Here is a 20,316-nt window from a genome sequence, read left to right as displayed (position 1 = left end):
CCGCCGTACGAGGAGCCGTACCGTCATGTCCGAGAACCCCGCTTATCCCGTAGGGCTGCGACTGAGCGGACGGCGCGTCGTCGTCATCGGCGGCGGCCAGGTGGCACAGCGCCGCCTCCCGGCGCTCATTGCAGCGGGCGCGGACATCACCCTCATCTCCTCGTCGGCCACTCCCTCCGTCGAGGCCATGGCTGACGGAGGTGAGATCCGCTGGGAGCGGCGCCGCTACCAGGACGGCGACCTCGCCGGCGCCTGGTACGCGCTGATCGCCACCGACGACCCGGTGGCCAACACGGCGGCATCCGCCGAGGCCGAGGCCCGCCGGGTGTGGTGCGTACGCAGCGACGACGCCGAGGCTGCCACCGCCTGGACTCCCGCTACCGGACGCAGCGACGGAGTCACTGTCGCCGTCCTCACCGGACGTGACCCGCGCCGCTCTGCCGCCGTGCGGGACGCGGTCATCGAGGGCCTACGCGATGGCACCTTGGCCGCCCCGCGCCACCGGCCGGCCGCTGGCCGCGCAACGACGCCCGGTGCGGCGAGCACGGCGGGTATGGCGGGCTCCGGGTCGGCGGAAGCGGCGCTGCCCGGCGTGGCGCTGGTGGGAGGTGGCCCCGGCGACCCGGATCTCATCACCGTGCGCGGACGTCGGCTGCTGGCTGCGGCGGACGTGGTCATCGCCGACCGGCTGGGGCCGCGCGACCTGTTGGACGAATTGCCGCCGCACGTCGAGGTGATCGACGCGGCGAAGATCCCGTACGGCCGCTTTATGGCGCAAGAGGCCATCAACCAGGCGTTGATCGAGCACGCCAAGGCGGGCAAGGCGGTGGTCCGGCTCAAAGGCGGCGACCCGTTCGTCTTCGGGCGGGGTATGGAAGAGGCCGAGGCACTGGCGGAGGCTGGCATTCCGTGCACGGTGGTGCCCGGCATCTCCAGCTCCATCAGCGTTCCAGGCGCGGCTGGCATACCGGTCACCCACCGTGGTGTAGCTCATGAGTTCACCGTGGTCAGCGGCCATGTTGCCCCCGACGACCCGCGGTCGCTCGTGGACTGGGCCGCGCTCGCCAGATTGCGCGGCACCCTGGTGCTGTTGATGGCCGTCGAGAAGATCGGCGCGATCGCGGCTGCGCTCGTCGCCCACGGCCGCCCCGCCGACACTCCGGTCGCCATCGTCCAGGAGGGCACCATGGCCGCCCAGCGCCGTGTCGATGCCACGCTGGGCACCGTGGGCGAACGGGCCAAGGCCGAGGGCGTGCGGCCCCCGGCCGTCATCGTCATCGGAAATGTGGTCGCGGTCGGCCCCGCACGCCTGACGTAACACGAAAGCCCGTCACCGGACCAGACAAGGCAATATCTCCCCGTGGCCGAACTCCTCACCATCGACGACCCAGCCGATCCGCGCCTCGCCGACTACACCGGACTGACCGACGTCGAGCTGCGCCGCAGACGCGAGCCCGCCGAAGGGCTGTTCATCGCCGAGGGCGAAAAGGTTATTCGGCGCGCCCTGCAAGCCGGTTACGCGATGCGCTCGATGCTGCTGTCGGCCAAGTGGATCGATGCCATGCGCGACATCATCGACGAGATTCCGGCCCCGGTGTACGCGGTCGATCCCGCGCTCGCCGAGCAGGTGACGGGCTATCACGTACACCGCGGCGCCCTCGCCTCCATGGCCCGCAAGCCACTGCCGTCCGCCGCCGAACTGCTGGCGACCGCACGCCGAGTGGCCATCCTGGAATCTGTAAACGATCACACCAACACCGGCGCGATATTTCGCAGCGCTGCGGCCTTGGGCATGGATGCGGTGCTGCTGTCGCCCGACTGTGCCGATCCGCTGTACCGGCGGTCCGTCAAGGTGTCCATGGGCGCCGTGTTCTCCGTGCCGTACGCCAGGTTGGAGAGCTGGCCGCGCGATCTGACGGCGGTGCGCGAGGCGGGTTTCAGACTCCTCGCGCTCACCCCGGACGAGAAGGCCACCTCGATCGATGAGGCGGCGCCACACCGGCTCGACCGCGCAGCCCTGCTGCTCGGCGCCGAGGGCGCAGGGCTGACCCGGCACGCCCTGGCAGCCGCTGACGCCTGGGTCCGCATCCCGATGGCGCACGGTGTGGACTCGCTGAATGTGGGAGCCGCGGCGGCCGTCGCGTTCTACGCGGTCGCCACGGGCCGCCCGGCCGGCTGACGCCCGGCGCTCGTACGCCGCCGAGGGCGTGCGGGAGCCGCCGAGGGCGTGGAAGAGGGGACGGCCCGCTACCCGGTGGCGCTCCCAGCGGCCTGTGGGGCCCACCCGATGACCTCAACGAAACGGCCTAGCTGTGCTGCCGGTCCGTTGCCTCGTGCGCACGCGAACGACGGCTGCGAAGGCGTTTCAGGACGGCCGCGCCGAGGAGCACGAGCCCGATGGCGACGACTTTGCTCCCCTGATAGCCGGCCGCAGAGTCGTCCGCGGCGCCGGACCCAAGGAATTCCCACAGCGCCCAGGCGATCCCGGCGATGCACAAAAGGGCGGCCCCAACTGGGCCGATGCCCCACCACCACGGCGCCTGCGGGTGCTCGTCTAACGGGTCGTGCTCGTCACGTGGCACGGGCGTTTTCCGGTTCATGACCGTTCGGCGCGCTGGGCAGCGCCGGCGCGATCGGGGGCGCCAGCAGCGGCCGAAGGCGCGCCGGAACGGTTCGCCCCGTCGCCCTGCGGCGCTTCGTACGGCAGCGTCGGCGGGGCGTCCTGCCGTGCGCTGGCCGGGGTCGATGAGACGGGTACGGCGCCGGTCGGGGCGAGCCCATGGGCGGGCCCCTGACAACCCTGCGCTGCGGCGATACCAAGCGCCACCAGCAGCGTCACCACGACAAAAACGATAAGTCGCTGACGCATCATGCGGCGGCTCGGCCCAGGACGACGCCCGGTGGACGTGCCGCGCCCCGCTGGCCTGCCGCCGCGCGAGCCGGGCCGCCCCGCGCCCCGCGCGTCGGGCCCCCGGCCGCCCGAACGCGTCCCGCCCTCGCCACTCGCCCGCGCACCGGGGCCGCTCGCAGACCGGGCCGCGGACTGCCGGGTCCCACCGCCGGCGCGCGCGGCCGACCCGCCCCCGGTTCGGGGCGCGGTGCTGCTTCCGGTACGGGACGCGGTGGTGCCTTTCGCGCGAGCGCCGGGGCGTACGGGCGAACCCGTACGAGACGGCGAGCCGCCGCGCGCAGGGCCCGCGACCGGGCCCGGCCCCGTCCGCGCTCCGGGACCACGTGCCCCGGCCCCCCGAGGGGCGTCGCCCCGGGTGGCGGGCCTGCGGGGCTGGGCAGAGCCATCTGGGCGCCGCTCCGTGTGCTGCTGCGCGTACTCCTCGGCCAACCGGCCACTCGGTCGCTCACCGCGCGGCCGTACCATCTCCGATGGATCGCCACGGCGACCGGAAGGCAGGCCGTGGGCCTCACGTGCGGCGATCTCCTTGAGCCGCAACGACAGTTGCAGCGTGCTCGGCCGGTCCTCGGGGTCCTTCGCCAAGCAGGCGTGCAAAAGCGGCGCGAGCGCGTCGGGTACGCCGATGAGCTGCGGCTCCTCGTGCACCACGCGGTAGAGCATCACTTCCGAACTGCCCTGCCCGAAGGGGGAGTCCGCGGTCGATGAGTAGGCCAGCGTCGCGCCCAGCGCGAAGACATCCGTCGCCGGAGTCACGGCCGCGCCCCGCACCTGCTCGGGTGCGAGGAAGCCAGGGGAGCCAACCGCCGTGCCGACATGGGTGAGTGTGCTCGCCCCGGTCGCCCACGCGATGCCGAAGTCGATGATGCGCGGCCCTTTGGGGGACAGCAAAATGTTCGACGGCTTCAGATCCCGGTGCACCACGCCCGCGTCATGCACCGCCAGCAGGCCCTCGGCGAGCGCGGCCCCGATGGAAGCGACCTGCGAGGCGGGCAACGGCCCTTCGTCTCCCACCTTGTCGTGCAGCGAGGGGCCGGGCACGTATTGGGTCGCGAACCAGGGCCGGTCCGCCTCCAGATCGGCGGCTACCAACCGCGCCGTACAGCCGCCCCGAATCCGCCGGGCAGCCGACACCTCACGGGCGAAACGCGACCGGAACTCCTGGTCTTCGGCCAGGTCAGGGCGGATCACCTTCAGCGCGACCCGCTGGCCGCGCCGATCGGAACCCAGGTAGACCACGCCCATGCCACCCGCGCCGAGCCGGCGGTGGAGCCGGAACGAGCCGACGACACGCGGGTCCTCGCGCCGGAGCCGCATCATCGCCATGTCCGTCCCCTACCTCCGGTGGGGAGGCCCCACTCCGCTGCCCGTCTGACGAGCCACAGCTTACGGATTGACGGGGCGACGTGCTGAGAGGCCGCGCATGCGTCGGCGGACGGATTGTCAGCGCCTGCCGGGCCGCTGGAACCGCGGGCCAAGAACGGCGGGCAGACGTAGCCCGGCCAGATGCGCTTTCTCAAGGTGCCAGCGGCAGCGGGGGATTGGGCCCGTGGCCGCAGGCCGCACGGAGATCTCACTCAACGCGAGGGACAGGACGCACGGCTGCGCGGTCACCGCAGCTCCGATGAGCCGCGGGGGCAGCCCGGGGCCGTACGAGGGGGCGGTTGACGTGAGCGATGTCACCCATAGTGGGCGCTCTCGGGGCGTGCCGGGCGCCGATGGCGCGGCGACCCTCGGCGCGCGTGAGGCCGCGCCATGAGCCGGGCCGATCGTGCGCCGGACGAGCCGGCGGGCCGCTCCATCGACGGTGCCCGCTGGGCTCTCATCCCCCGAGATGAGGACCACTGTCAGGGAAGACCCCAAGGCCCGCCGCAAGCTCTCCAACCAGGGGAGTACAGCGCATACCCCGGCTCATCCTCCGGGAGGCCCGGGAATCGATACGAGGGCATGACGCCGGGGGACTCGGTGCGGACCTAATGTTGAGGTCAAGCGGCGGGCGCAGCACTCGTCCCCCGAGGTCAGACGCTCGCCGCCCCAGACAGACAGAGGAGGGACGATGGCGGTCATCGCAGGTCGCACAGTCCACCAAGCGCGGCGGCAGCGAGTCTCCACCACGTTTGGCGCCCGGCAGTCCGGGACACGCCATCCGCTGGTGGCGGCGGTCATGGTACTGCCGATCGCCGCCCTCCTCGCGGTCGTATTCGGCGGCTGGGAAGCCGTCGTCACACAAGCGTCGTCCGTGGCCGGAATGCTGGAGCGCTAGTCGCTCCGGGCCCGGGAGAGCGGCCCGGGCCGGGGACTTCCGGTCATCAACCCCGTGGGGACGGGGGTGCGGCGGACGGCACGCAGCCCGGACGGCTGGGGAGCTGTGGCGGTAACACTCGCCACGACTAGCCACTGGGCAGAGAAAGAGCCCTGGTTGTCTCGGTGGGGATCGAGACAACCAGGGCTCTCGTGCGTAAAGGCGCGGTGCGGGCCCGCTGTCGGCGGCCCCGGGAGCCGGCCCGTAGCGAGCAGCATCAACTCAGCGGTAACCGCCTGCCCGCGCACCCGCTGCCAGCTGGAGAACCGTTCCGGACGCGCCGGTACCCCTCAGCGAAGGCCGGCGTCGGGGTTTCGACACGGATTCTTTCCTGGGAGGACGACACCTTGAGCACAGTCGCCGATTTCGTAGACCGCTACGCAGGAACCCACCGAGACGGTCAGCCGACCGTGGTAGGAATCCCCGGGCTTTAGCCCGGGGAGCGGAAGTCAAACCCACCTATGGAACGAGCCGGCTGCCGACCGCCGCCGGCAGGCCGTCGGCGAACTTTGGGCGAGCGACGGCCATTACGCCAACGTGAGCCAGGAATTCCTCGGGCACGAGAAGATCGTCGATGCCATCGACGAGGCGTACGAAGACTTCATCGCCAAGGGCTTCGCCTTCACCGTGCACGAGTATGCGGACAACCACGACGCTGTGCGGATTACCTGGCACATGGTTCCCGCCGGTGGCGGCCCCGTCGCGGCCGTGGGCACGGAGTACACCATCCTCGACAAGGACGGTCTCATCCGTATCGATGACCAGTTCATGGTGGTGGACCCGGCCGAGTAGTCGCTCGACCCGCTGCATCACGTGTGTCCTGAACCGGGCCAGGGCATGCGCTTCGAGGCTGACCGCTGCGAGCCGTCAGCCCCAGCGGCGTACGATCCGAGCACAGCTTCGGGTCCATGTGCCGCGATCCGGCACTGATCCACTCGGGGGCCCCGTGAACACCGAAACCACCCACTCGGCCGCCATAGCCGCCGGAGCTGCCACCGCAACTGCGAGAGCTGCAACCGAGGCCATCGAAGTCGCTGGAGCCGGGCCCCGGGCCGCCCCGGCGGCGGCCACGCAGCCCCCCGCCATAACGCAATCCACGGGGCCGCGCCCGCCCGCCGCCCGCATCCGCGCGGCCCTTACGGATCGGCTGGCCGCCCACGCCCGCCAGCTACCCGGCGGTCCCTGCGGCGACATCTCTTCACCCCAGGTGCTGGCCGACCGTCCGGACGGAACCGTCGTACGGCTGGGCTCGACCGTTTGCAAGGCGCACGCTGCCGACGCGGACCAGGCCGAGCTGACGATCCGGCTCGCGATCGCCGCCCATCCGAACCTGGACACCATCTTGCTCGCGCCCCTGGCGACCGCCTCGTCACGGCGCCGTACGCCACCGGGGGCCCGCAGGCCACGCAGCGGGCCCGAGGTAACCAGCCCACCAGCTGGCGGGCCCGGTAGCGCCTCACCACCCGCCGCGCGCCCGGGCGGCTTCGCCGCCGATCCGAGCCTGGCCCCCGCCCTGCTTGCGCCGGTGCACGGTGGTCGGCTGGCAAGCCTGTGGCCGTACGGGGCGCCCATCGCGCCGGACGACCGGGAGGCCGTGCCCTGGGAGGCGCTGGGCGGACTGCTTGCGCGGCTGCACCAGGTGCCGGTCGGCGAACTACCGGGCCCGGTGCCGCCGATGCGCGGCCCGGCCAAGGTGGCCAGGGCACTGGAGAGGCTGCACGCCGCGCCCAGCACCGTCGCTGCCTCGCCCGCAGCGCGCGCCGTACACGCCGCCGCGCGGCTGCTGCCCGACTGGGCCCGCGGCGCCGCCCCCGCGCCCCGCGCCGACCAGCTGTGCCACGGTGATCTGCACCTGGGCCAACTGGTGAGCCTGTGCACGTCGTCGGACTCGGCCTCCGCGGCGTCGGCTGACGCGCGCTGGTTGCTGATAGACGTCGATGACCTCGGGCTCGGTGATCCGGCCTGGGACCTGGCGCGCCCCGCCGCCTGGTTCGCGACCGGGCTGCTCGATGCGGCCGAGTGGACTCGACTGCTGACCGCCTACCGTGCGGCGGGCGGCCCCGCAGCCGGAGTTGCGGGCGACCCATGGCCACATCTTGACATTCCCGCCCGGGCACTGACCGTGCAGAGCGCGGCACTTGGGCTCCTCAAGGCGGTGGCAGCGGTGCGGGAGCTCGATGAGGCGGAGGAGGCCATGGTCGCCGCCTGTGCGCGGATGGCGGGACTCCCGACCGCGGCCGGTATGGGCCGGCCGGCATCCGCGTAGACCCGAGTGGTCTGAGCCGTCATCCCGAACGGCCTGCCGGCCGCCGCCCGGCCCAGGCCGATGAAGCGCCCCATTCCACACCGGGTTAGGCGGTGCGAAAGCCCGCAACCCGTGGGCCCAGAGCCGTCATCGGAGCCCACGGCACGGGCCGCGGGCGCACGCCGTAGGGTGAACTCATCGCCGCCGGGCACGTGTTCCGGCGGTGCGGATGCCCGATGGCTGAGGAGTTGAGCGGACCATGCAGTGTCCCAAGTGTCACGCCCCAATGCACACGTACAACCGCAACGGCGTGCAGATCGAGCAGTGCAGTGGCTGCCGGGGGATCTTTTTGGACTACGGGGAGCTTGAGTCGCTGACCCAGCTTGAGTCGCAGTGGACCCACCAGGCACCGCCGCCCCCGCCCGCCCCGGGCCCGGCCCCACAGGCGTACCCCGCGGCCCCGGCCTGGGGAAGTGGCCACCAAAGCCACCAGAGTCACCAGGGCCACCAGGGTCATCAAAGCCACGGCCACCACGGCCACCACCAGCAACGACGCGGCTTTGGGCACATGCTCTTCTCATCCTGAGCCACATCTGGCCGCGTGCCGAGCGGGCCCGGCCCCAGGGCCGTCGCCGCGCTCACGGCGCCAGCCCTGCCACACACCAAACGGCCGGGGGCCGGAGCAACAAGGCTCCGGCCCCCGGCCGCATCAAGTGGACGATACTGGGATTGAACCAGTGACCTCTTCCGTGTCAGGGAAGCGCTCTCCCGCTGAGCTAATCGTCCGGGATGGTGGGTCCTACTGTGTGCGCGATACTGGGATTGAACCAGTGACCTCTTCCGTGTCAGGGAAGCGCTCTCCCGCTGAGCTAATCGCGCGGGTCCGCCAGGCCCAGAGGGCGGCGGGGCGTACCAGGTAGTACGGGGTCCGAAGACCCAGTGGACGATACTGGGATTGAACCAGTGACCTCTTCCGTGTCAGGGAAGCGCTCTCCCGCTGAGCTAATCGTCCGAGGTGGAGACGGGATTTGAACCCGTGTAGACGGCTTTGCAGGCCGTTGCCTCGCCTCTCGGCCACTCCACCAGGCGTGAAAGATCATATCCTTCACATCGAGCGGACGACGAGATTCGAACTCGCGACCCTCACCTTGGCAAGGTGATGCTCTACCAACTGAGCTACGTCCGCAGTTGTCGTGGTCCAGAACACTTCCGTGTCCTGGCGACGTGTTGAACTCTAGCGGATTCCTGAGCCAGCTCAAATTCCGTTTCCGCAGCGTGCTGCGGTGCGTACCGCCCCGCAGCGGTGGTCGGGGGGCCGCCATAGACTCGCAACCGTGTACGACCTGTCGCCCCTGGCCCGCTTCGGCGGCCTCCTCGCCACCGACCTGCGCGATGTCACCAGCGATCCGGCCGCCCTCGACTCGGCGGGCTTTTGGGCGGTGGTCGCCGACTTCGAAGGGCGGCTGACCTGCGCGCGCTTTGGCGATGTGCGCGCGGCGCCGGTGCCCGAGCCGATGCCGGGCGCCTGGCGCGGCCCCGCCTCGGGCGACTGGACCTCATCCCTGGATCGGGCCGCCTATCTGTCGGGCGTACGGCGCATACGGCGCCATATCGCGGCGGGTGAGGTCTACCAGGCCAACCTGTGCCGGGTGCTGTCCGCGCCGCTGCCCACGGCTGCCTGCGGTGGCCCCGCCGACGTGGACGCGCTGACCGCGCTACTGGCTCGGGGCAACCCCGCCCCGTACGCCGGTACGGTCCGGTTGCCCGCCCATGGTGTGGAGGTGGCCACCGCTTCGCCCGAACTGTTCCTGCGCCGCACCGGCCGGGTGATCGAGTCCGGGCCCATCAAGGGGACCGGGCGGGTCGTGGCCGACCTGCGGGAGAAGGACTACGCCGAGAACGTGATGATCGTGGACCTGGTCCGTAATGACCTGGGCCGGGTGTGCGCCACCGGCTCGGTGAGCGTGCCCGCGCTGTGTGCCGTCGAGCCGCACCCGGGCCTGGTGCACCTGGTCTCCACGGTGCGCGGTGAGCTCCCCGCCGACGCGGGCTGGGCGCAGCTTCTTGCCGCCACCTTTCCGCCGGGCTCAGTGACCGGGGCGCCCAAGTCCAGCGCGCTACGGATCATCGACGCGCTGGAGACGGCGCCGCGCGGACCGTACTGCGGCGGCGTCGGCTGGGTGGACGCCGACCGCGGCACCGGCGAACTGGCCGTGGGCATCCGCACCTTCTGGGTGGACCGTACGCCCAAGGACACGCTGCCCACAGCGCCCCACGGGCCACTGCTGCGTTTTGGCACCGGCGCCGGAATCACCTGGGGTTCCGACCCGGAGCAGGAGTGGCGGGAGACCGAGCTGAAGGCGTCGCGACTGCTCGCGGTAGCGTCGGGGGCACAGCAGGCGACAGGAGGGGCGATACGGTGACGATCTGGCTCGACGGGGCGCTGCGCAGTGAGAGCGACGCGCACGTGTCCGTCTTCGATCACGGGCTGACGGTTGGCGACGGCATCTTCGAGACGCTCAAGGCCGTCGATGGCACCCCCTTCGCGCTTACCCGCCACCTTCACAGGCTCACCGCGTCCGCCCGCGGTCTAGGGCTGCCCGAGCCCGACCTGGACGAGGTACGCAAGGCCTGCGCCGCCGTACTCGCGGACAACCCGACGCCCCTTGGGCGGCTGCGGATCACCTACACCGGTGGCCTGTCACCGCTCGGCTCGGACCGCGGCGAGACGGGCCCCACGCTCGTCGTCGCTCTCGTGCCGATCGCCCCCCTGCCTGAGAGCACGGCCGTGGTCACCGTCCCATGGACCCGCAACGAACGCGGCGCGCTCGTGGGACTGAAGAGCACGTCCTACGCGGAAAACGTCGTCGCGCTGACCGCCGCTCGCCGCCAGGGCGCATCGGAGGCGCTGCTCGCCAACACCGTGGGCCAGCTCTGCGAGGGAACCGGCTCCAATGTCTTTCTCGTACTGGACGGCGAACTGCACACCCCGCCCCTCACCTCCGGTTGCCTCGCAGGCGTCACCCGGGCCCTGGTCGTGGAGTGGGCAGGGGCCAAGGAGACCGACCTGCCGCTGGAGGCGCTCGACGAGGCCGATGAGGTCTTCTTGACCTCGACTACTCGCGATGTCCAAGCCGTGCACCGGATCGGCCCCGAGGGCGCGGGGCGGACCTTCTCCCAGGCGCCGGGGACGGTCACCCGGGAGGCCGCGCGGATCTTCACACAGCGCTCGGCGGCCGACTCGGACCCACGCTGACCTGGGCGCGGGCCGCGCGCTGAGCCACACCGGCGGGCGGGGCCGCAGGAGGCCCCACTCGATGCGTACGCCCATCTGATGGCAAAAACCCGATGACGCGGGCTCGCCCACCGGGTACAACACCAACGTGACCACCACGCTGCGGCCGACCGCACCCCTGAAGACCACCGACGACGGCGAGCGTAGGTGCACCTACGAGGTCTGCGTCAACAGCCGACCCGTGGGCGTCCTGGAACTGAGCACCGACGCCAAGTTCGGCGCCAGTCACGGGCAGATCCAGCGCCTTGACATCGACGAGCCCGACCGGCGTCGGGGGCGGGCCACGGTGGCCGCGCTTGCCGCTGAGGAAGTGCTACGCGGATGGGGCTGCGTCCAGGTACGGATCACCGTTCCGATCGAAGCGCGGGCCGCACTCACCCTCGCAGGCGACCTGGGCTACACCACGCGGGGCCACAACATGGTCAAGGACCTCACCGTGCCCCCGGTCCTGCCGCCGGCGAGCGTCTCCAGGGCCATGACGGAGACGGAGTTCCCGAGCTGGCTCGCCCGCGAGCGGGCCGGCTATACGCGCAGTTGGGTGGAGCGCGGTAGCACCGAGGAGCAGGCAGCTGCGAAGGCGGATGCCGACTTCACCGCGTACCTGCCCAACGGGCCCGCTACGCCCTCCGTCCGGCTACGGGTCCTCACCCACGAGGGCGCCGACCGAGGCGACATCTGGATCTCTCTCGGCGATGCCTACGGCGAGGACGTGGGAGCGTACGTCTTCTCCGTTGAGGTCGCGCCGGAACACCGCGGCCAGGGCCATGGCCGGAGCCTGCTGCTGATCGCGGAGCAGGAGAGCCTGGCCGCCGGCGCCCGCAGTATCGGCCTGCATGTCTTCGCGGACAACACTCCGGCGATGGGGCTGTACGAGTCCCTGAACTACCGGTACACCCGCACACATCTGTTCAAGGCGCTGTGACCGCTGCTCTGACCGCTGCTCGGGGCGTTGCTTCGGGGTGCCGCCTGCCGGGGCCGGCATGACGCTCAGCGTGCGGCGCCGTCGTTCTCGTTCTCGTTCTCGTTCTCGCTTTCGCTCTTGCTCTCGCTCTCGCTGAGTAGTCGGTCAGCGATCGCCGCGATCCGCTCCCGCAGCCCCTGCTGGCTCTTGCTGCCGTCCAGGAGTTCGCCGCCGATCGTGTACGTGGGGGTGCCGGTGACCCCGATCGCCTGCCCTTCGGCGTGGTCGGCGTCCACCGCCAGCAAATGTCGGCCGTCGATCAGCGCAGTGTCCAACTCATCGATGTCCAGGCCGAGTTCCCCCGCGACCTCAAGGAGTAGCGCGGTCCCTCGCTCGCTCAACTCGCCCACCCGCGCCAAAACGGCCTCGGCGTACGGCCAGCCCTGTCCCTGGGCCGCGGCCTCCTCCGCCGCCTGTGCCGCCGCGTACGCGTGCTGGTGCTTCGGCAGCGGAAAGTGCCGCAGCCGAATGTCCAAGGCGTCGCCATAACGGGCCCGCAGTGTTTGCAGGTCGGCGAGGGCCGTACGGCAGTCTGGGCACTGGAGCTCACACCAAACATCGAGCACGGCGCAAGGGGCGGTTCGGGCAGCGGCGGTTCGGGCAGGGGCGGGGGAACCAGCGGAACCGGAGGGGTCAGTCGGACTCATGGGGGGCAGTCTTTCAGCTCCGCGTACGGCCGCGTACTGGCACCTGCGGAGGACACTCTCCCCGGAGATGTCCCGGATATCGCACGAATACGACGTCCGAGCGTGGCTGATCGCACGCTGAACAGTGCACGATGGAAGAGACAACGCCCCACTGGCAGGAGGACCGGATGCTGACCTCGACGCTATGCGCCGCACTGTCGGCGGCGGGTCTGGGCATCGCCGCCATGACGGCGTACCGCAAGCGATTTCTGGCGGCGACCCGGATTGCCGCGTACTCGCTCCTTCCCCTGGGGCTCGCCATGACCGGGATCGCGGACTGGATCACCGACCTGGTATTCAAGCCCACCGTGTGGCTGGGCTTCGGTGTCCTCGCCGTCTCGGCGCTGCTGTTCGTGGTGGTCCGAGCCGTCGAAACCCGCTCCGAAGGCGGCACCCGCAAGGAGCGTAAGGCCGCGGCGGCGGCACAACGTGCGGCGCTGGCTCCGGAGGCGTCGGCGCCCTCGCTGGGAGCCAGCCGGGTTCCAGATCGGCAGCCCAAGCGCAAGACCAAGGCCAACGGCAGCGGTGAGGAGTTCGCCGATATCGAGGCGATCTTGAAGAAGCACGGGATCTGACGAACTATCCCCCGAGGGAGGGGCGTTGGTGAGCGCTGGCTTCCCGGCTCAGGGATCATCGGGCAGCGATGTCGCACTCACCCGGGGAACGCAGCCCCGCCCCAGGCCACGAAGAATCCCGCGGTTGCCTCTTTGCGCTCTCCCAGCCGCCGCTCATGCTCTTCCTCAGCGTGATCGCCAGCCTGCTCCTGCTCGCGGCCGTCCATGATCTCTACCCCTGGTGAGTCGCTGGCCCACGCAGCGTCCCCCGTGTGCACCGGGTTCCCGTGCATCGCGAGCCCCCACGCAGCGGGCCCTTATGCACCGGGTGGCTACGCGTCGGACGGCTGTACTTGCGGCCCCTGCCGTTGGAGACCGTCGCCGCTGCCCAGGCCCCCGGCCTCCCGCCGCCTGGCGCGGTAGGCGGCCACGTGTAGCCGGTTGCCGCAGGTGCGGCTGTCGCAGTAGCGGCGTGAGCGGTTTCGGGACAGATCGACGAAGGCCCGCCGACAGTCCGGTGCCTCACACCGCCGTAGCCGCTCCCGTTCGCCGGCCACCAGCAAGAACGCCAGCGCCATGCCGCCGTCGGCGGCCAGGTGATCCGCGATCGACGCACCCGGCGCGAAGTAATGCACATGCCAGTCGTAGCCGTCGTGATCGGTGAGCTGGGGAGTTGTGCCCGCCGCGGCCACCATCGCGTTCAGCAACTCCGCCGCACTCGGCGTATCGGTAGCCGCGAAGACCTCGACGAACCGGCTTCGGGTCGCCAGCACGGCCGCCAGCTCGCGCTTACCAAGGGCACCCACATCGCTGATGGCATTGCGCGAGACAAAGTCGCTCAGCGCCGCCACATCGGGCAGCCGGTCGGGCTCCTCGCCGTCCGGAGCCGTGTTCACCAGGTCAACGACCGCATCGAGCGCACACCGGGTGTCGTGGTTGATCAGCACGATTCGCTCCCTGGCCGGACTGGGTCGGCGGCTGCCCTTCGATTTCGGTGACTCTATCGGGCCGGGAGTGACGACGGCGCCGTCACCGCGGCCTTGGCCGGGCGACGGCACCGTTGTCTGCCGTGTGTCGTATGCGGTCTGCGATGGGTGTGTGCCAGCGGTGTACCGGGCCGTCTCCCCGAGTTGGACGGCCCACGCGGGCGGGAGCGAAGCGGTCGCGGCACCAGACCGCGATACGCATCAGCTCGTACGAGATCTCAGCTCTCGGCCAGGATGTGCGACAACTCCGTATCCAGGTCGAAGTGCCGATGCTCGGTGCCTGGCGGCACAGCGGCGTCTGTCCGCTTCAGGAAGGACTCCAGGGCCCGCGCCGGGGCTTCGAGTAGTGCCTCACCTTCCGGAGAGCTCAGCGCGATACAGACGACGCCCTGACCGTGGCTGCGGGACGGCCAAACACGGACGTCGCCGGTGCCCGTGGGCCGGTGCAGGCCCTCGGCGAGAAGGTCGCGGGCGAAGACCCACTCGACCGTCTCTTCGGCTCCGGTGTGGAAGGTGGCGTGCACGGCATAGGGATCGGCCGTGTCATACCGCAGGCCCGCGGGTACAGGCAGTGAGGACTCGCTCGATACAACGAGGCGCAGGTGCAGCTCGCAGCTGACCGTGGTGTTCATAAGCGCCAGGGCCTTTCGCTCAGTGTGCGCTCGGGGATTCGCACGTCGGCGAAATCGACATGCCACCTACGGTGCCGTTGTAAACCCCTCTGCCCGTTTTGCGGGTCTTCGGGTCGCTCGCCTGGCCGATCCCGTGTTCGCTTTAAACCGCCATTCCAGTGAAGGTGCGCGATCCGGTAGGTTGGCCACCATGAGCGCGGAGAGTGACGGACGACCGATGGGCGCAGTAGCCCCCATCGTGCCGCCCGATACGGGGGACGGCATAAGAAAAGAGCCGGTGCTCGGCTCACGGGCGCCACACTTCATCAAGCGGTCCAGAGCCCTCCACGTGAGCTGGCAGGTCGGCGTCTTCATCGTCGGGCTCGCGGTAGTCATCGCGGGCATCATCATGCTGCCGCTGCCCGGACCAGGCTGGCTGGTCATCTTCGGCGGCATCGGCATCTGGGCCACCGAATTCGTCTGGGCCCAACTCGTCCTGCGCTGGACCAAACGCAAAGTGACCGAGGCAACTCAGCGCGCCCTCGACCCCGCGGTGCGCCGCCGCAACATCATCCTGACCACCATCGGCCTCGTGATCATCGCGGCAGCCGTCACCGTGTACGTCTGGAAGTTCGGCATCGTCATGCCATGGAAGATCGACGAGTGACCCGCAGCGAGGCAAAAGCACGGCCTGACATGCGGTAATGTTGGCCGAGCCGAGGGCGATTAGCTCAGTGGAAGAGCGCTTCGTTCACACCGAAGAGGTCACTGGTTCGAACCCAGTATCGCCCACGAAGGCGATGGGCGACCCATGTCCGCGGAAAGCGCGGACGGGGTCGCCTTCGTCGTTTTGCTCGGCTTCGCCTCGCGTGGCGGGGGCTTCGCCACCCGCACCCCCTTGGGCCGGGGTGGTGGGGCCGCGGCGTGGGGTGGGGGTGCTCGGCTTCGCCTTCGGTGCCTGGGCTGCTCGGCTTCGCCTTCGGGGGTGGGCCCGTGATGCTGGGGTGGGGCTGCTCGGCTTTGCCTTCCGGGGTGGGTGTGGGTCCGTGGCGTGGGGTAGAGCCGCTCGGCTTCGCCTTCGGTGCCTGGGTCGCTTGGCTCCGCCTTCGGGGTGCACGGGCTGCTTGGCTTCGCCTTCGGGGGTGGGCCTGTGGTGTGGGTGGGGCCGCTCGGCTTCGCCTTCGGGGGTGGCCCGCGGCGAGGGGTGGGGCTGCTTGGCTTCGCCTTCGGGGCCGTCCGGCACACTGGCGGGCATGGCTGGTGGCTGGCATCACTATCGATTCCGCAGTTCCTGGACGCTTACCGCGCCGCCCGACGCCGTGTACGCGGTGTTGGAGCGGGCCGAGGAGTACCCCGCCTGGTGGCCGCAGGTGCGCGAGGCGCATCCGCGCGATGAGGGCAGCGGCACTGCTCGGTTTCGCTCTGTCCTCCCGTACGACCTCGTCGTCTCCGCCCACGAGACCCGCCGCGACCCTGCCGCCCGAGTGCTGGAGATGGCCATGACCGGCGACCTCGAAGGCTGGGCGCGGTGGACGGTAGAGCCCCACACGGTGGCCGGGGAGGGCAGTGGCAGCCAGGCGTTTTTTGAGCAGGAAGTTGAGCTGTGTAAGCCGCTGCTACGTCGGATCGCGCTGCTCTGCCGGCCGTTTCTGGTGCTCAATCACGCGCTGATGATGCGTGGTGGGCAGCGCGGGCTGCGTGCTGTGCTCGCTGCCGGGGTGCCGCCGCATAACGCGGTTTGAACAACGGTCGCCACGACATGTATTGTTCAGGTCGTTCGCGGGATTACCTCAAGGGAAATTCGCCGGACAATCGGGGCGATTAGCTCAGTGGGAGAGCGCTTCGTTCACACCGAAGAGGTCACTGGTTCGAACCCAGTATCGCCCACCCCGTATTGATAAGGCGCCGTGCTCCGTAGGGAGTGCGGCGCTTTGCGTTGTGGTGGACGCGCATGGATGGGGTGTCTTTGTCCGTTCTTTCCGGCCTCGATGGTGTAGCTGGCTACACCACGATCCGGGGGAGTGCTCCATGCCGAGATGGCCCTCGCCTACCTAATGTGAGCCGTGCGAACGCCAAGGTGAGCGATGGAGGACGACAGAGATGACCAGTGCGACCAAATCCTTGCTGTGGCTCATGTTGGGGCTGTGCCTGGGGCTCAATGTGATGCTGAGCGTGGTGCTCGACGAAGGTGGCACGGAAACCGTGTTGAGCGTGCTGACCGGCATCTGCGCGCTCGCCGCAGCCGTAGGGCTGTTCGCGATGCGCCGTGCCGACCGCTGACCCGACTTGCTCACGTGGCCCTGGACAGCCACGGCCACAAGAAGCACAGCCGCAGCGGCCACTTCAGATCGCAGGGGTCCGAAGAGCCGTTGCGGGCGAACCATGCCTCCAGGTTCCGGGCCCGCGTCGCGCACCATAAGGCCTGCCTGGCGCGTAACTGGGCGGGACTCAGTGGGCCGAGACGGGTGGCGAATCGGCGGCCCATGGCCCGTACCACCTCAAGCGCCGCAGCCGCGTCGGCCGCGGCATCGTGCGCGCCCACCAACTTGACGTCATCGTGCGCGCACAGGTCGGCCAACGTGCGGCGGCCCTTGCGGTAGCGGTCGAGATGCTCGTCGATGTCCCGGGGTCCATGAGGTACGGCGACGGGGCGGGCGGATAGGCCGAAAGCGCGGCCCGCTGATGGCGGTGTCGCAGGCAGCAAGTGGCCCCTCGGACCAGTGCGACATGCCCTGACTTGCCGTGCTCGGCTGCCTAGGCCGTGTTTGAAATCTTGATCAAGGCCGTGGACGATCTCCGAATGGCTCGTGGGAACCTGACTGACGAACAATGGGGACGGTTGGAACTGCTGCTGCCGCCGATACCGAAGATGGGACGGCGGCCCCGGGATCGCCGTCAGGTCTTCGACGGGATCTGGTGGCGGGCTCGGACCGGCTCGCCGTGGCGGGACGTGCCCGAGCGATACGGCCCCTGGGAGACGGCATATTCAGTCTTCCGGCGCTGGCAGATCGACGGCACCTGGGCCAGCGTCCTGAAGAGACTGCAGGTCAAGGCTGACTCGGACGGCATCATCGAGTGGGAGGTCTCGGTGGACTCCACCGTCTGCCGGGCCCACCAACACGCTGCGGGGGCCAAGAAAAGGGGGCTCACGATCCGTGCCGGACAGATGAGGACGGCTTGGCGGGCGAGCCGGATGACCACGCCCTGGGTCGCTCGCGGGGCGGCCTGACCACGAAGATCCGTCTTGCGGTCTCGACTCCCCCATGCACGTGCTTGCGGCCGTGGTCACCGCCGGACATCCGCGCACGAGGCCCGACCACGTCCTCGCGGACCGTGCCTACTCCTCCCGGAAGATCCGTGTCTACCTGCGCCGACGGCAAATTCCGCACACCATCCCGGAGAAACGAGACCAGGCCGGACACCGCTTGCGGCGCGGCTCCGCAGGTGGCAGGCCGCCTGGCTTCGATCGCGAGCGCTACAAGCGTCGTCACAAAATCGAGTGCCGAATCGGACTGCTGAAACAGGCACGGGGCGTCGCCACGAAGTATGACAAGCTCGCCGTTCGCTACGAGGCAACCGTCTTGCTTGCCCTGATACGGCAGTCCCTATGACCATGGGTCAAGGCTCGGCCTACGCTCTCGGGCCATGACATGGATCGCGTTGCTGTCCACCGTTGTCGGAGCCATGGTTGGCCTGGGCTCAGCCCTGCTGTCGGACGGCTTGCGCTGGAAGCGAGAACGCAACGACCGCCGGCTCAGCGTGCAGAGGGAGATCTACGTTGCCTACCTGAGCGCTTTGCATCGTGCTAGCCAGTCCTTGCGCGCGGTCTCGCTGGGCGACCACTCGGAAGATGTCCCGCGAAATTTGGCCGCCAGGGCGGCCATGCGCGATGCGGGGCTGGTCGAAACCCGGGAGCATCTTGTGCTCACCGCCCCAGAAAGGGTCGTCCGGGCAGCAGATGCTGCATTCCAAAGTCTGCGCGTGCTACGCGACCGCATCGCTCATGGCCAGGGCATGGGCTCCCCGGAGTACGAGGCCGATCTGTCGAGCTACAACCTCCACCTCCAGGTACTGCGCAACGCCGTCCGAGATGATCTGCAGGTCAGCTCCCTGCGCAGCGAAATCGCCCTCTGACTAGATGTGCCTTAACAGGTGGTTGGAACCGCACGCCAACATCTCAAACACGGCCTAGTGGCGTCTGTCACCGCCGAACTGGTGAAGCTCGGTTGGGCGCAGGGCCGAACGGCTGCTGTTTGCGGGGGAGTTGAGACGGAGACAAAACAGATGTACGGGCCGCCGGGCTCGAAGAGGTCGGCACTGCTGGGCAGTGTTCGAAGGCGCTTCTGCGATGACGCTCGCGCAGCCCGGCCCGGTCACGTCGGCTCACTGCCCCCTGCCCGAGCCACCCGGTGACAGGCCGGGGCAATACCACCGTGCGGACATGCACCACGCGCGTTCGGCAACCGCGCCTTGCACGAGAGCATGGCTCGGGCCCGGGCGGGAGGGAAACCATGATGCACCGGCCGGGCGGCGCACCCGTCAACGACGCCATGGCGTGGGGAACACAGCTCCCGGACCCCGAGACCGTCGATCCGACCGTACTGACTGCCCTGCTCGCCCGGCACGGTTGGCGGCGGCGTGGCGGAGCCGCCGGTCACTATGCGCGCTGGACTTCGCCAGGGGACGCCGGTGGCGGCACCAACCTGCTCGTACCCGAGAACCGTGCCTTCTTCGACAGTGCTGACCTGCTGGGCCAGGCGCTCTTGGCACTGTCGCGCAGCGCGGTGCCCTCCGCTCGCGCGGTGTTGGTCGGCCTTGCCGTGCCCAGTGATGAGATTCGCTGGTGGCGCGATGTGCCGCAGGGCCCGGATGACGGCTCGAAGGTCGCTGCCTGGGGTGCGCGGGAGCAGTTGCGCTCCGCCGCCCGGGCCATGCTTGTCGCCGGTGCGCTGGCCACCCACGGGCGGGCCGGGTATTACGGTGCACGGCACCGCCGCGACGCTGAGCAGGGTGTGGAGCGGGTGTGGGTTGGTGCCGCCCCCGGGCGGGCGGGAGCTCACCGCTTATGTCCCGGTGGCCGAGGGCAGGGAACTGGTCACCACGCTGCTGTGTGCGCTGCACGCCGCCCGTGACGCGGCCGACTACCAGCGGGCCACCGGCGGAATGGAGGCGTTCGACGCCGCCGTCGAAGTGGGCGTTTGCCATGAACTGACCGAGTCTCTTGTCGATCTCGTCGCCGGCTCCGCGGGAACCCGGGTGGCCCTGCGATGGTCGCCGGGGGCCGGGCCGCCGGCCGGCTGCACTGCACGCCCTGAGCCCGTCGAGTTCACTGCGGGCGACCTGCCGGCTCCGCGGCAGGCCGGGGCGCGGTACGTACGTGCTGAGCCGTCCGTGCCGGTGCGGATCACCGGCACGGTGGTCCGGCTGCGGCGCGCGGCGCCCAGCGGCCCTGGCTCCGTACGACTGCGCGTGCTGGCCGGGGCGGAGGTCACCCAGGTGCGGGCCGCGCTGGAGGAGGACGACTACCGCATCGCCGGGCAAGCCCACCTGCTCGGGCTGCCGGTGCGGGTCAGCGGGCGACTGGAGAGCGGTGGCGGCTTCCGGCGGATCAGGGGGGCCCGTGGAGTTACGCCCGTACGCGTGGATGACACCGAGCGGGAGGGGCTGCTGACGTCGCTGCACGAAAACGCGGACCTCTTTGATGAGGCGTGCGGCGGAGGCTGAGTGGCGCCTTCGCTCGACCGTGACCCTCGCCCAGGCTCGGCCGC

At 70.1% G+C, this 20,316-nt stretch carries 20 protein-coding genes, 7 tRNA genes and 3 pseudogenes; 19 read left to right on the top strand and 11 right to left on the bottom strand.

Annotation, left to right across the window (positions count from 1 at the left end; genetic code table 11):
- Positions 1-25 precede the first annotated feature (25 nt).
- Together cobA and FHS42_RS13025 are read left to right on the top strand one after the other, a co-directional pair.
- Entirely contained in the window at positions 26-1,318 is a 1,293-nt protein-coding gene (cobA, locus tag FHS42_RS13030; protein ID WP_184572270.1) for a uroporphyrinogen-III C-methyltransferase, read from the top strand.
- A 42-nt stretch (positions 1,319-1,360) separates the two neighbouring features.
- Positions 1,361-2,179 carry a TrmH family RNA methyltransferase gene (locus FHS42_RS13025; RefSeq protein WP_184572268.1) on the top strand — a complete coding sequence of 273 codons (819 nt, stop codon included), beginning with the start codon at positions 1,361-1,363 and terminating at the stop codon, positions 2,177-2,179.
- 127 nt (positions 2,180-2,306) lie between these two features.
- On the opposite strand, the gene FHS42_RS13020 is transcribed toward FHS42_RS13025, so the two are convergent.
- Together FHS42_RS13020 and FHS42_RS13015 are read right to left on the bottom strand one after the other, a co-directional pair.
- Positions 2,307-2,582, bottom strand: a complete 276-nt coding sequence (locus tag FHS42_RS13020; RefSeq protein WP_246494613.1) for an FXYD domain-containing ion transport regulator — start codon at positions 2,580-2,582, stop codon at positions 2,307-2,309.
- A gap of 14 nt (positions 2,583-2,596) precedes the next feature.
- On the bottom strand, positions 2,597-4,234 hold the full coding sequence (locus tag FHS42_RS13015; protein ID WP_184572264.1) for a serine/threonine protein kinase: 1,638 nt from the start codon (positions 4,232-4,234) through the stop codon (positions 2,597-2,599).
- A 730-nt stretch (positions 4,235-4,964) separates the two neighbouring features.
- Here FHS42_RS13015 and FHS42_RS13010 point away from each other — a divergent pair.
- From FHS42_RS13010 to FHS42_RS12995, 4 genes and pseudogenes are all read left to right on the top strand, one after another.
- On the top strand, positions 4,965-5,171 hold the full coding sequence (locus FHS42_RS13010; RefSeq protein ID WP_184572262.1) for a hypothetical protein: 207 nt from the start codon (positions 4,965-4,967) through the stop codon (positions 5,169-5,171).
- A gap of 531 nt (positions 5,172-5,702) precedes the next feature.
- Positions 5,703-6,002: pseudogene (locus FHS42_RS13005) on the top strand (nuclear transport factor 2 family protein); the annotation flags it as partial.
- Between the two features lie 331 nt (positions 6,003-6,333).
- Positions 6,334-7,476, top strand: coding sequence for a phosphotransferase (locus FHS42_RS13000; RefSeq protein WP_376772581.1), 1,143 nt, complete (start codon positions 6,334-6,336; stop codon positions 7,474-7,476).
- Positions 7,477-7,714: 238 nt separating this feature from the next.
- On the top strand, positions 7,715-8,041 hold the full coding sequence (locus FHS42_RS12995) for a TFIIB-type zinc ribbon-containing protein (protein ID WP_184572260.1): 327 nt from the start codon (positions 7,715-7,717) through the stop codon (positions 8,039-8,041).
- 128 nt (positions 8,042-8,169) lie between these two features.
- On the opposite strand, the gene FHS42_RS12990 is transcribed toward FHS42_RS12995, so the two are convergent.
- The 5 genes from FHS42_RS12990 to FHS42_RS12970 all read right to left on the bottom strand — a co-directional run bounded on the left by FHS42_RS12990 (position 8,170) and on the right by FHS42_RS12970 (position 8,641).
- Positions 8,170-8,241, bottom strand: a tRNA-Val gene (locus FHS42_RS12990).
- A 21-nt stretch (positions 8,242-8,262) separates the two neighbouring features.
- Positions 8,263-8,334 (bottom strand) — tRNA-Val (locus tag FHS42_RS12985).
- A gap of 61 nt (positions 8,335-8,395) precedes the next feature.
- Positions 8,396-8,467: transfer RNA gene (locus FHS42_RS12980), tRNA-Val, on the bottom strand.
- Position 8,468: 1 nt separating this feature from the next.
- A tRNA-Cys gene (locus FHS42_RS12975) sits at positions 8,469-8,539 on the bottom strand.
- A gap of 29 nt (positions 8,540-8,568) precedes the next feature.
- Positions 8,569-8,641 (bottom strand) — tRNA-Gly (locus FHS42_RS12970).
- A gap of 148 nt (positions 8,642-8,789) precedes the next feature.
- Between FHS42_RS12970 and FHS42_RS12965 the strand changes: the two genes are divergently transcribed.
- The 3 genes from FHS42_RS12965 (at position 8,790) to FHS42_RS12955 (ending at position 11,672) form a co-directional block, all read left to right on the top strand.
- Entirely contained in the window at positions 8,790-9,878 is a 1,089-nt protein-coding gene (locus FHS42_RS12965; protein WP_184572258.1) for a chorismate-binding protein, read from the top strand.
- Complete coding sequence (locus FHS42_RS12960; protein WP_184572256.1) at positions 9,875-10,711, top strand: aminotransferase class IV; 837 nt, start codon at positions 9,875-9,877, stop codon at positions 10,709-10,711. The genes FHS42_RS12965 and FHS42_RS12960 overlap by 4 nt, the downstream gene beginning before the upstream one ends.
- A gap of 127 nt (positions 10,712-10,838) precedes the next feature.
- The gene (locus FHS42_RS12955; protein WP_184572254.1) at positions 10,839-11,672 is read left to right on the top strand and encodes a GNAT family N-acetyltransferase; all 834 of its coding nucleotides are present in this window, start codon (positions 10,839-10,841) and stop codon (positions 11,670-11,672) included.
- A gap of 65 nt (positions 11,673-11,737) precedes the next feature.
- Here FHS42_RS12955 and FHS42_RS12950 read toward each other — a convergent pair whose 3' ends face one another.
- Positions 11,738-12,358 carry a DsbA family protein gene (locus tag FHS42_RS12950; RefSeq protein WP_184572252.1) on the bottom strand — a complete coding sequence of 207 codons (621 nt, stop codon included), beginning with the start codon at positions 12,356-12,358 and terminating at the stop codon, positions 11,738-11,740.
- Positions 12,359-12,525: 167 nt separating this feature from the next.
- Between FHS42_RS12950 and FHS42_RS12945 the strand changes: the two genes are divergently transcribed.
- Together FHS42_RS12945 and FHS42_RS12940 are read left to right on the top strand one after the other, a co-directional pair.
- Positions 12,526-12,972, top strand: coding sequence for a hypothetical protein (locus FHS42_RS12945; RefSeq protein ID WP_184572393.1), 447 nt, complete (start codon positions 12,526-12,528; stop codon positions 12,970-12,972).
- A gap of 68 nt (positions 12,973-13,040) precedes the next feature.
- Positions 13,041-13,196: a hypothetical protein gene (locus tag FHS42_RS12940; RefSeq protein WP_184572245.1), complete on the top strand. Its 156-nt coding sequence runs from the start codon at positions 13,041-13,043 to the stop codon at positions 13,194-13,196.
- Positions 13,197-13,283: 87 nt separating this feature from the next.
- Here the strand turns inward: FHS42_RS12940 and FHS42_RS12935 are convergent, their stop codons facing one another.
- Positions 13,284-13,898 (bottom strand): CGNR zinc finger domain-containing protein, encoded by a 615-nt coding sequence (locus FHS42_RS12935; protein ID WP_184572243.1) that lies wholly within the window; start codon positions 13,896-13,898, stop codon positions 13,284-13,286.
- A 257-nt stretch (positions 13,899-14,155) separates the two neighbouring features.
- Positions 14,156-14,569, bottom strand: a complete 414-nt coding sequence (locus FHS42_RS12930; protein WP_003959770.1) for an SsgA family sporulation/cell division regulator — start codon at positions 14,567-14,569, stop codon at positions 14,156-14,158.
- A 190-nt stretch (positions 14,570-14,759) separates the two neighbouring features.
- Here FHS42_RS12930 and FHS42_RS12925 point away from each other — a divergent pair, with 190 nt between their 5' ends.
- The 5 genes from FHS42_RS12925 to FHS42_RS12905 all read left to right on the top strand — a co-directional run bounded on the left by FHS42_RS12925 (position 14,760) and on the right by FHS42_RS12905 (position 16,828).
- Positions 14,760-15,215, top strand: coding sequence for a TIGR02611 family protein (locus tag FHS42_RS12925; RefSeq protein WP_184572241.1), 456 nt, complete (start codon positions 14,760-14,762; stop codon positions 15,213-15,215).
- 53 nt (positions 15,216-15,268) lie between these two features.
- Positions 15,269-15,340, top strand: a tRNA-Val gene (locus FHS42_RS12920).
- 461 nt (positions 15,341-15,801) lie between these two features.
- A complete protein-coding gene (locus tag FHS42_RS12915; RefSeq protein ID WP_184572239.1) occupies positions 15,802-16,290 on the top strand; it encodes an SRPBCC family protein in 489 nt (162 codons plus the stop codon).
- Positions 16,291-16,363: 73 nt separating this feature from the next.
- Positions 16,364-16,435: transfer RNA gene (locus FHS42_RS12910), tRNA-Val, on the top strand.
- A 213-nt stretch (positions 16,436-16,648) separates the two neighbouring features.
- Complete coding sequence (locus FHS42_RS12905) at positions 16,649-16,828, top strand: hypothetical protein (protein ID WP_184572237.1); 180 nt, start codon at positions 16,649-16,651, stop codon at positions 16,826-16,828.
- A 10-nt stretch (positions 16,829-16,838) separates the two neighbouring features.
- Here the strand turns inward: FHS42_RS12905 and FHS42_RS12900 are convergent, their stop codons facing one another.
- Positions 16,839-17,252 (bottom strand): 3'-5' exonuclease family protein, encoded by a 414-nt coding sequence (locus FHS42_RS12900; RefSeq protein ID WP_184572235.1) that lies wholly within the window; start codon positions 17,250-17,252, stop codon positions 16,839-16,841.
- A 96-nt stretch (positions 17,253-17,348) separates the two neighbouring features.
- Between FHS42_RS12900 and FHS42_RS12895 the strand changes: the two are divergent.
- From FHS42_RS12895 to FHS42_RS12885, 3 genes and pseudogenes are all read left to right on the top strand, one after another.
- Positions 17,349-18,159 (top strand): annotated as a pseudogene (locus tag FHS42_RS12895) (IS5 family transposase).
- Positions 18,160-18,193: 34 nt separating this feature from the next.
- The gene (locus tag FHS42_RS12890) at positions 18,194-18,682 is read left to right on the top strand and encodes a hypothetical protein (protein WP_184572233.1); all 489 of its coding nucleotides are present in this window, start codon (positions 18,194-18,196) and stop codon (positions 18,680-18,682) included.
- Between the two features lie 377 nt (positions 18,683-19,059).
- Positions 19,060-20,272, top strand: a pseudogene (locus FHS42_RS12885) (hypothetical protein).
- Positions 20,273-20,316: the final 44 nt, after the last annotated feature.

Origin of the sequence: Streptomyces zagrosensis (assembly GCF_014203645.1) — a bacterium.
Classification (GTDB): domain Bacteria; phylum Actinomycetota; class Actinomycetes; order Streptomycetales; family Streptomycetaceae; genus Streptomyces; species Streptomyces zagrosensis.
The sequence above is the reverse complement of the archived record's forward strand: the minus strand, read 5'-3'. Positions and strand labels throughout refer to the sequence as shown.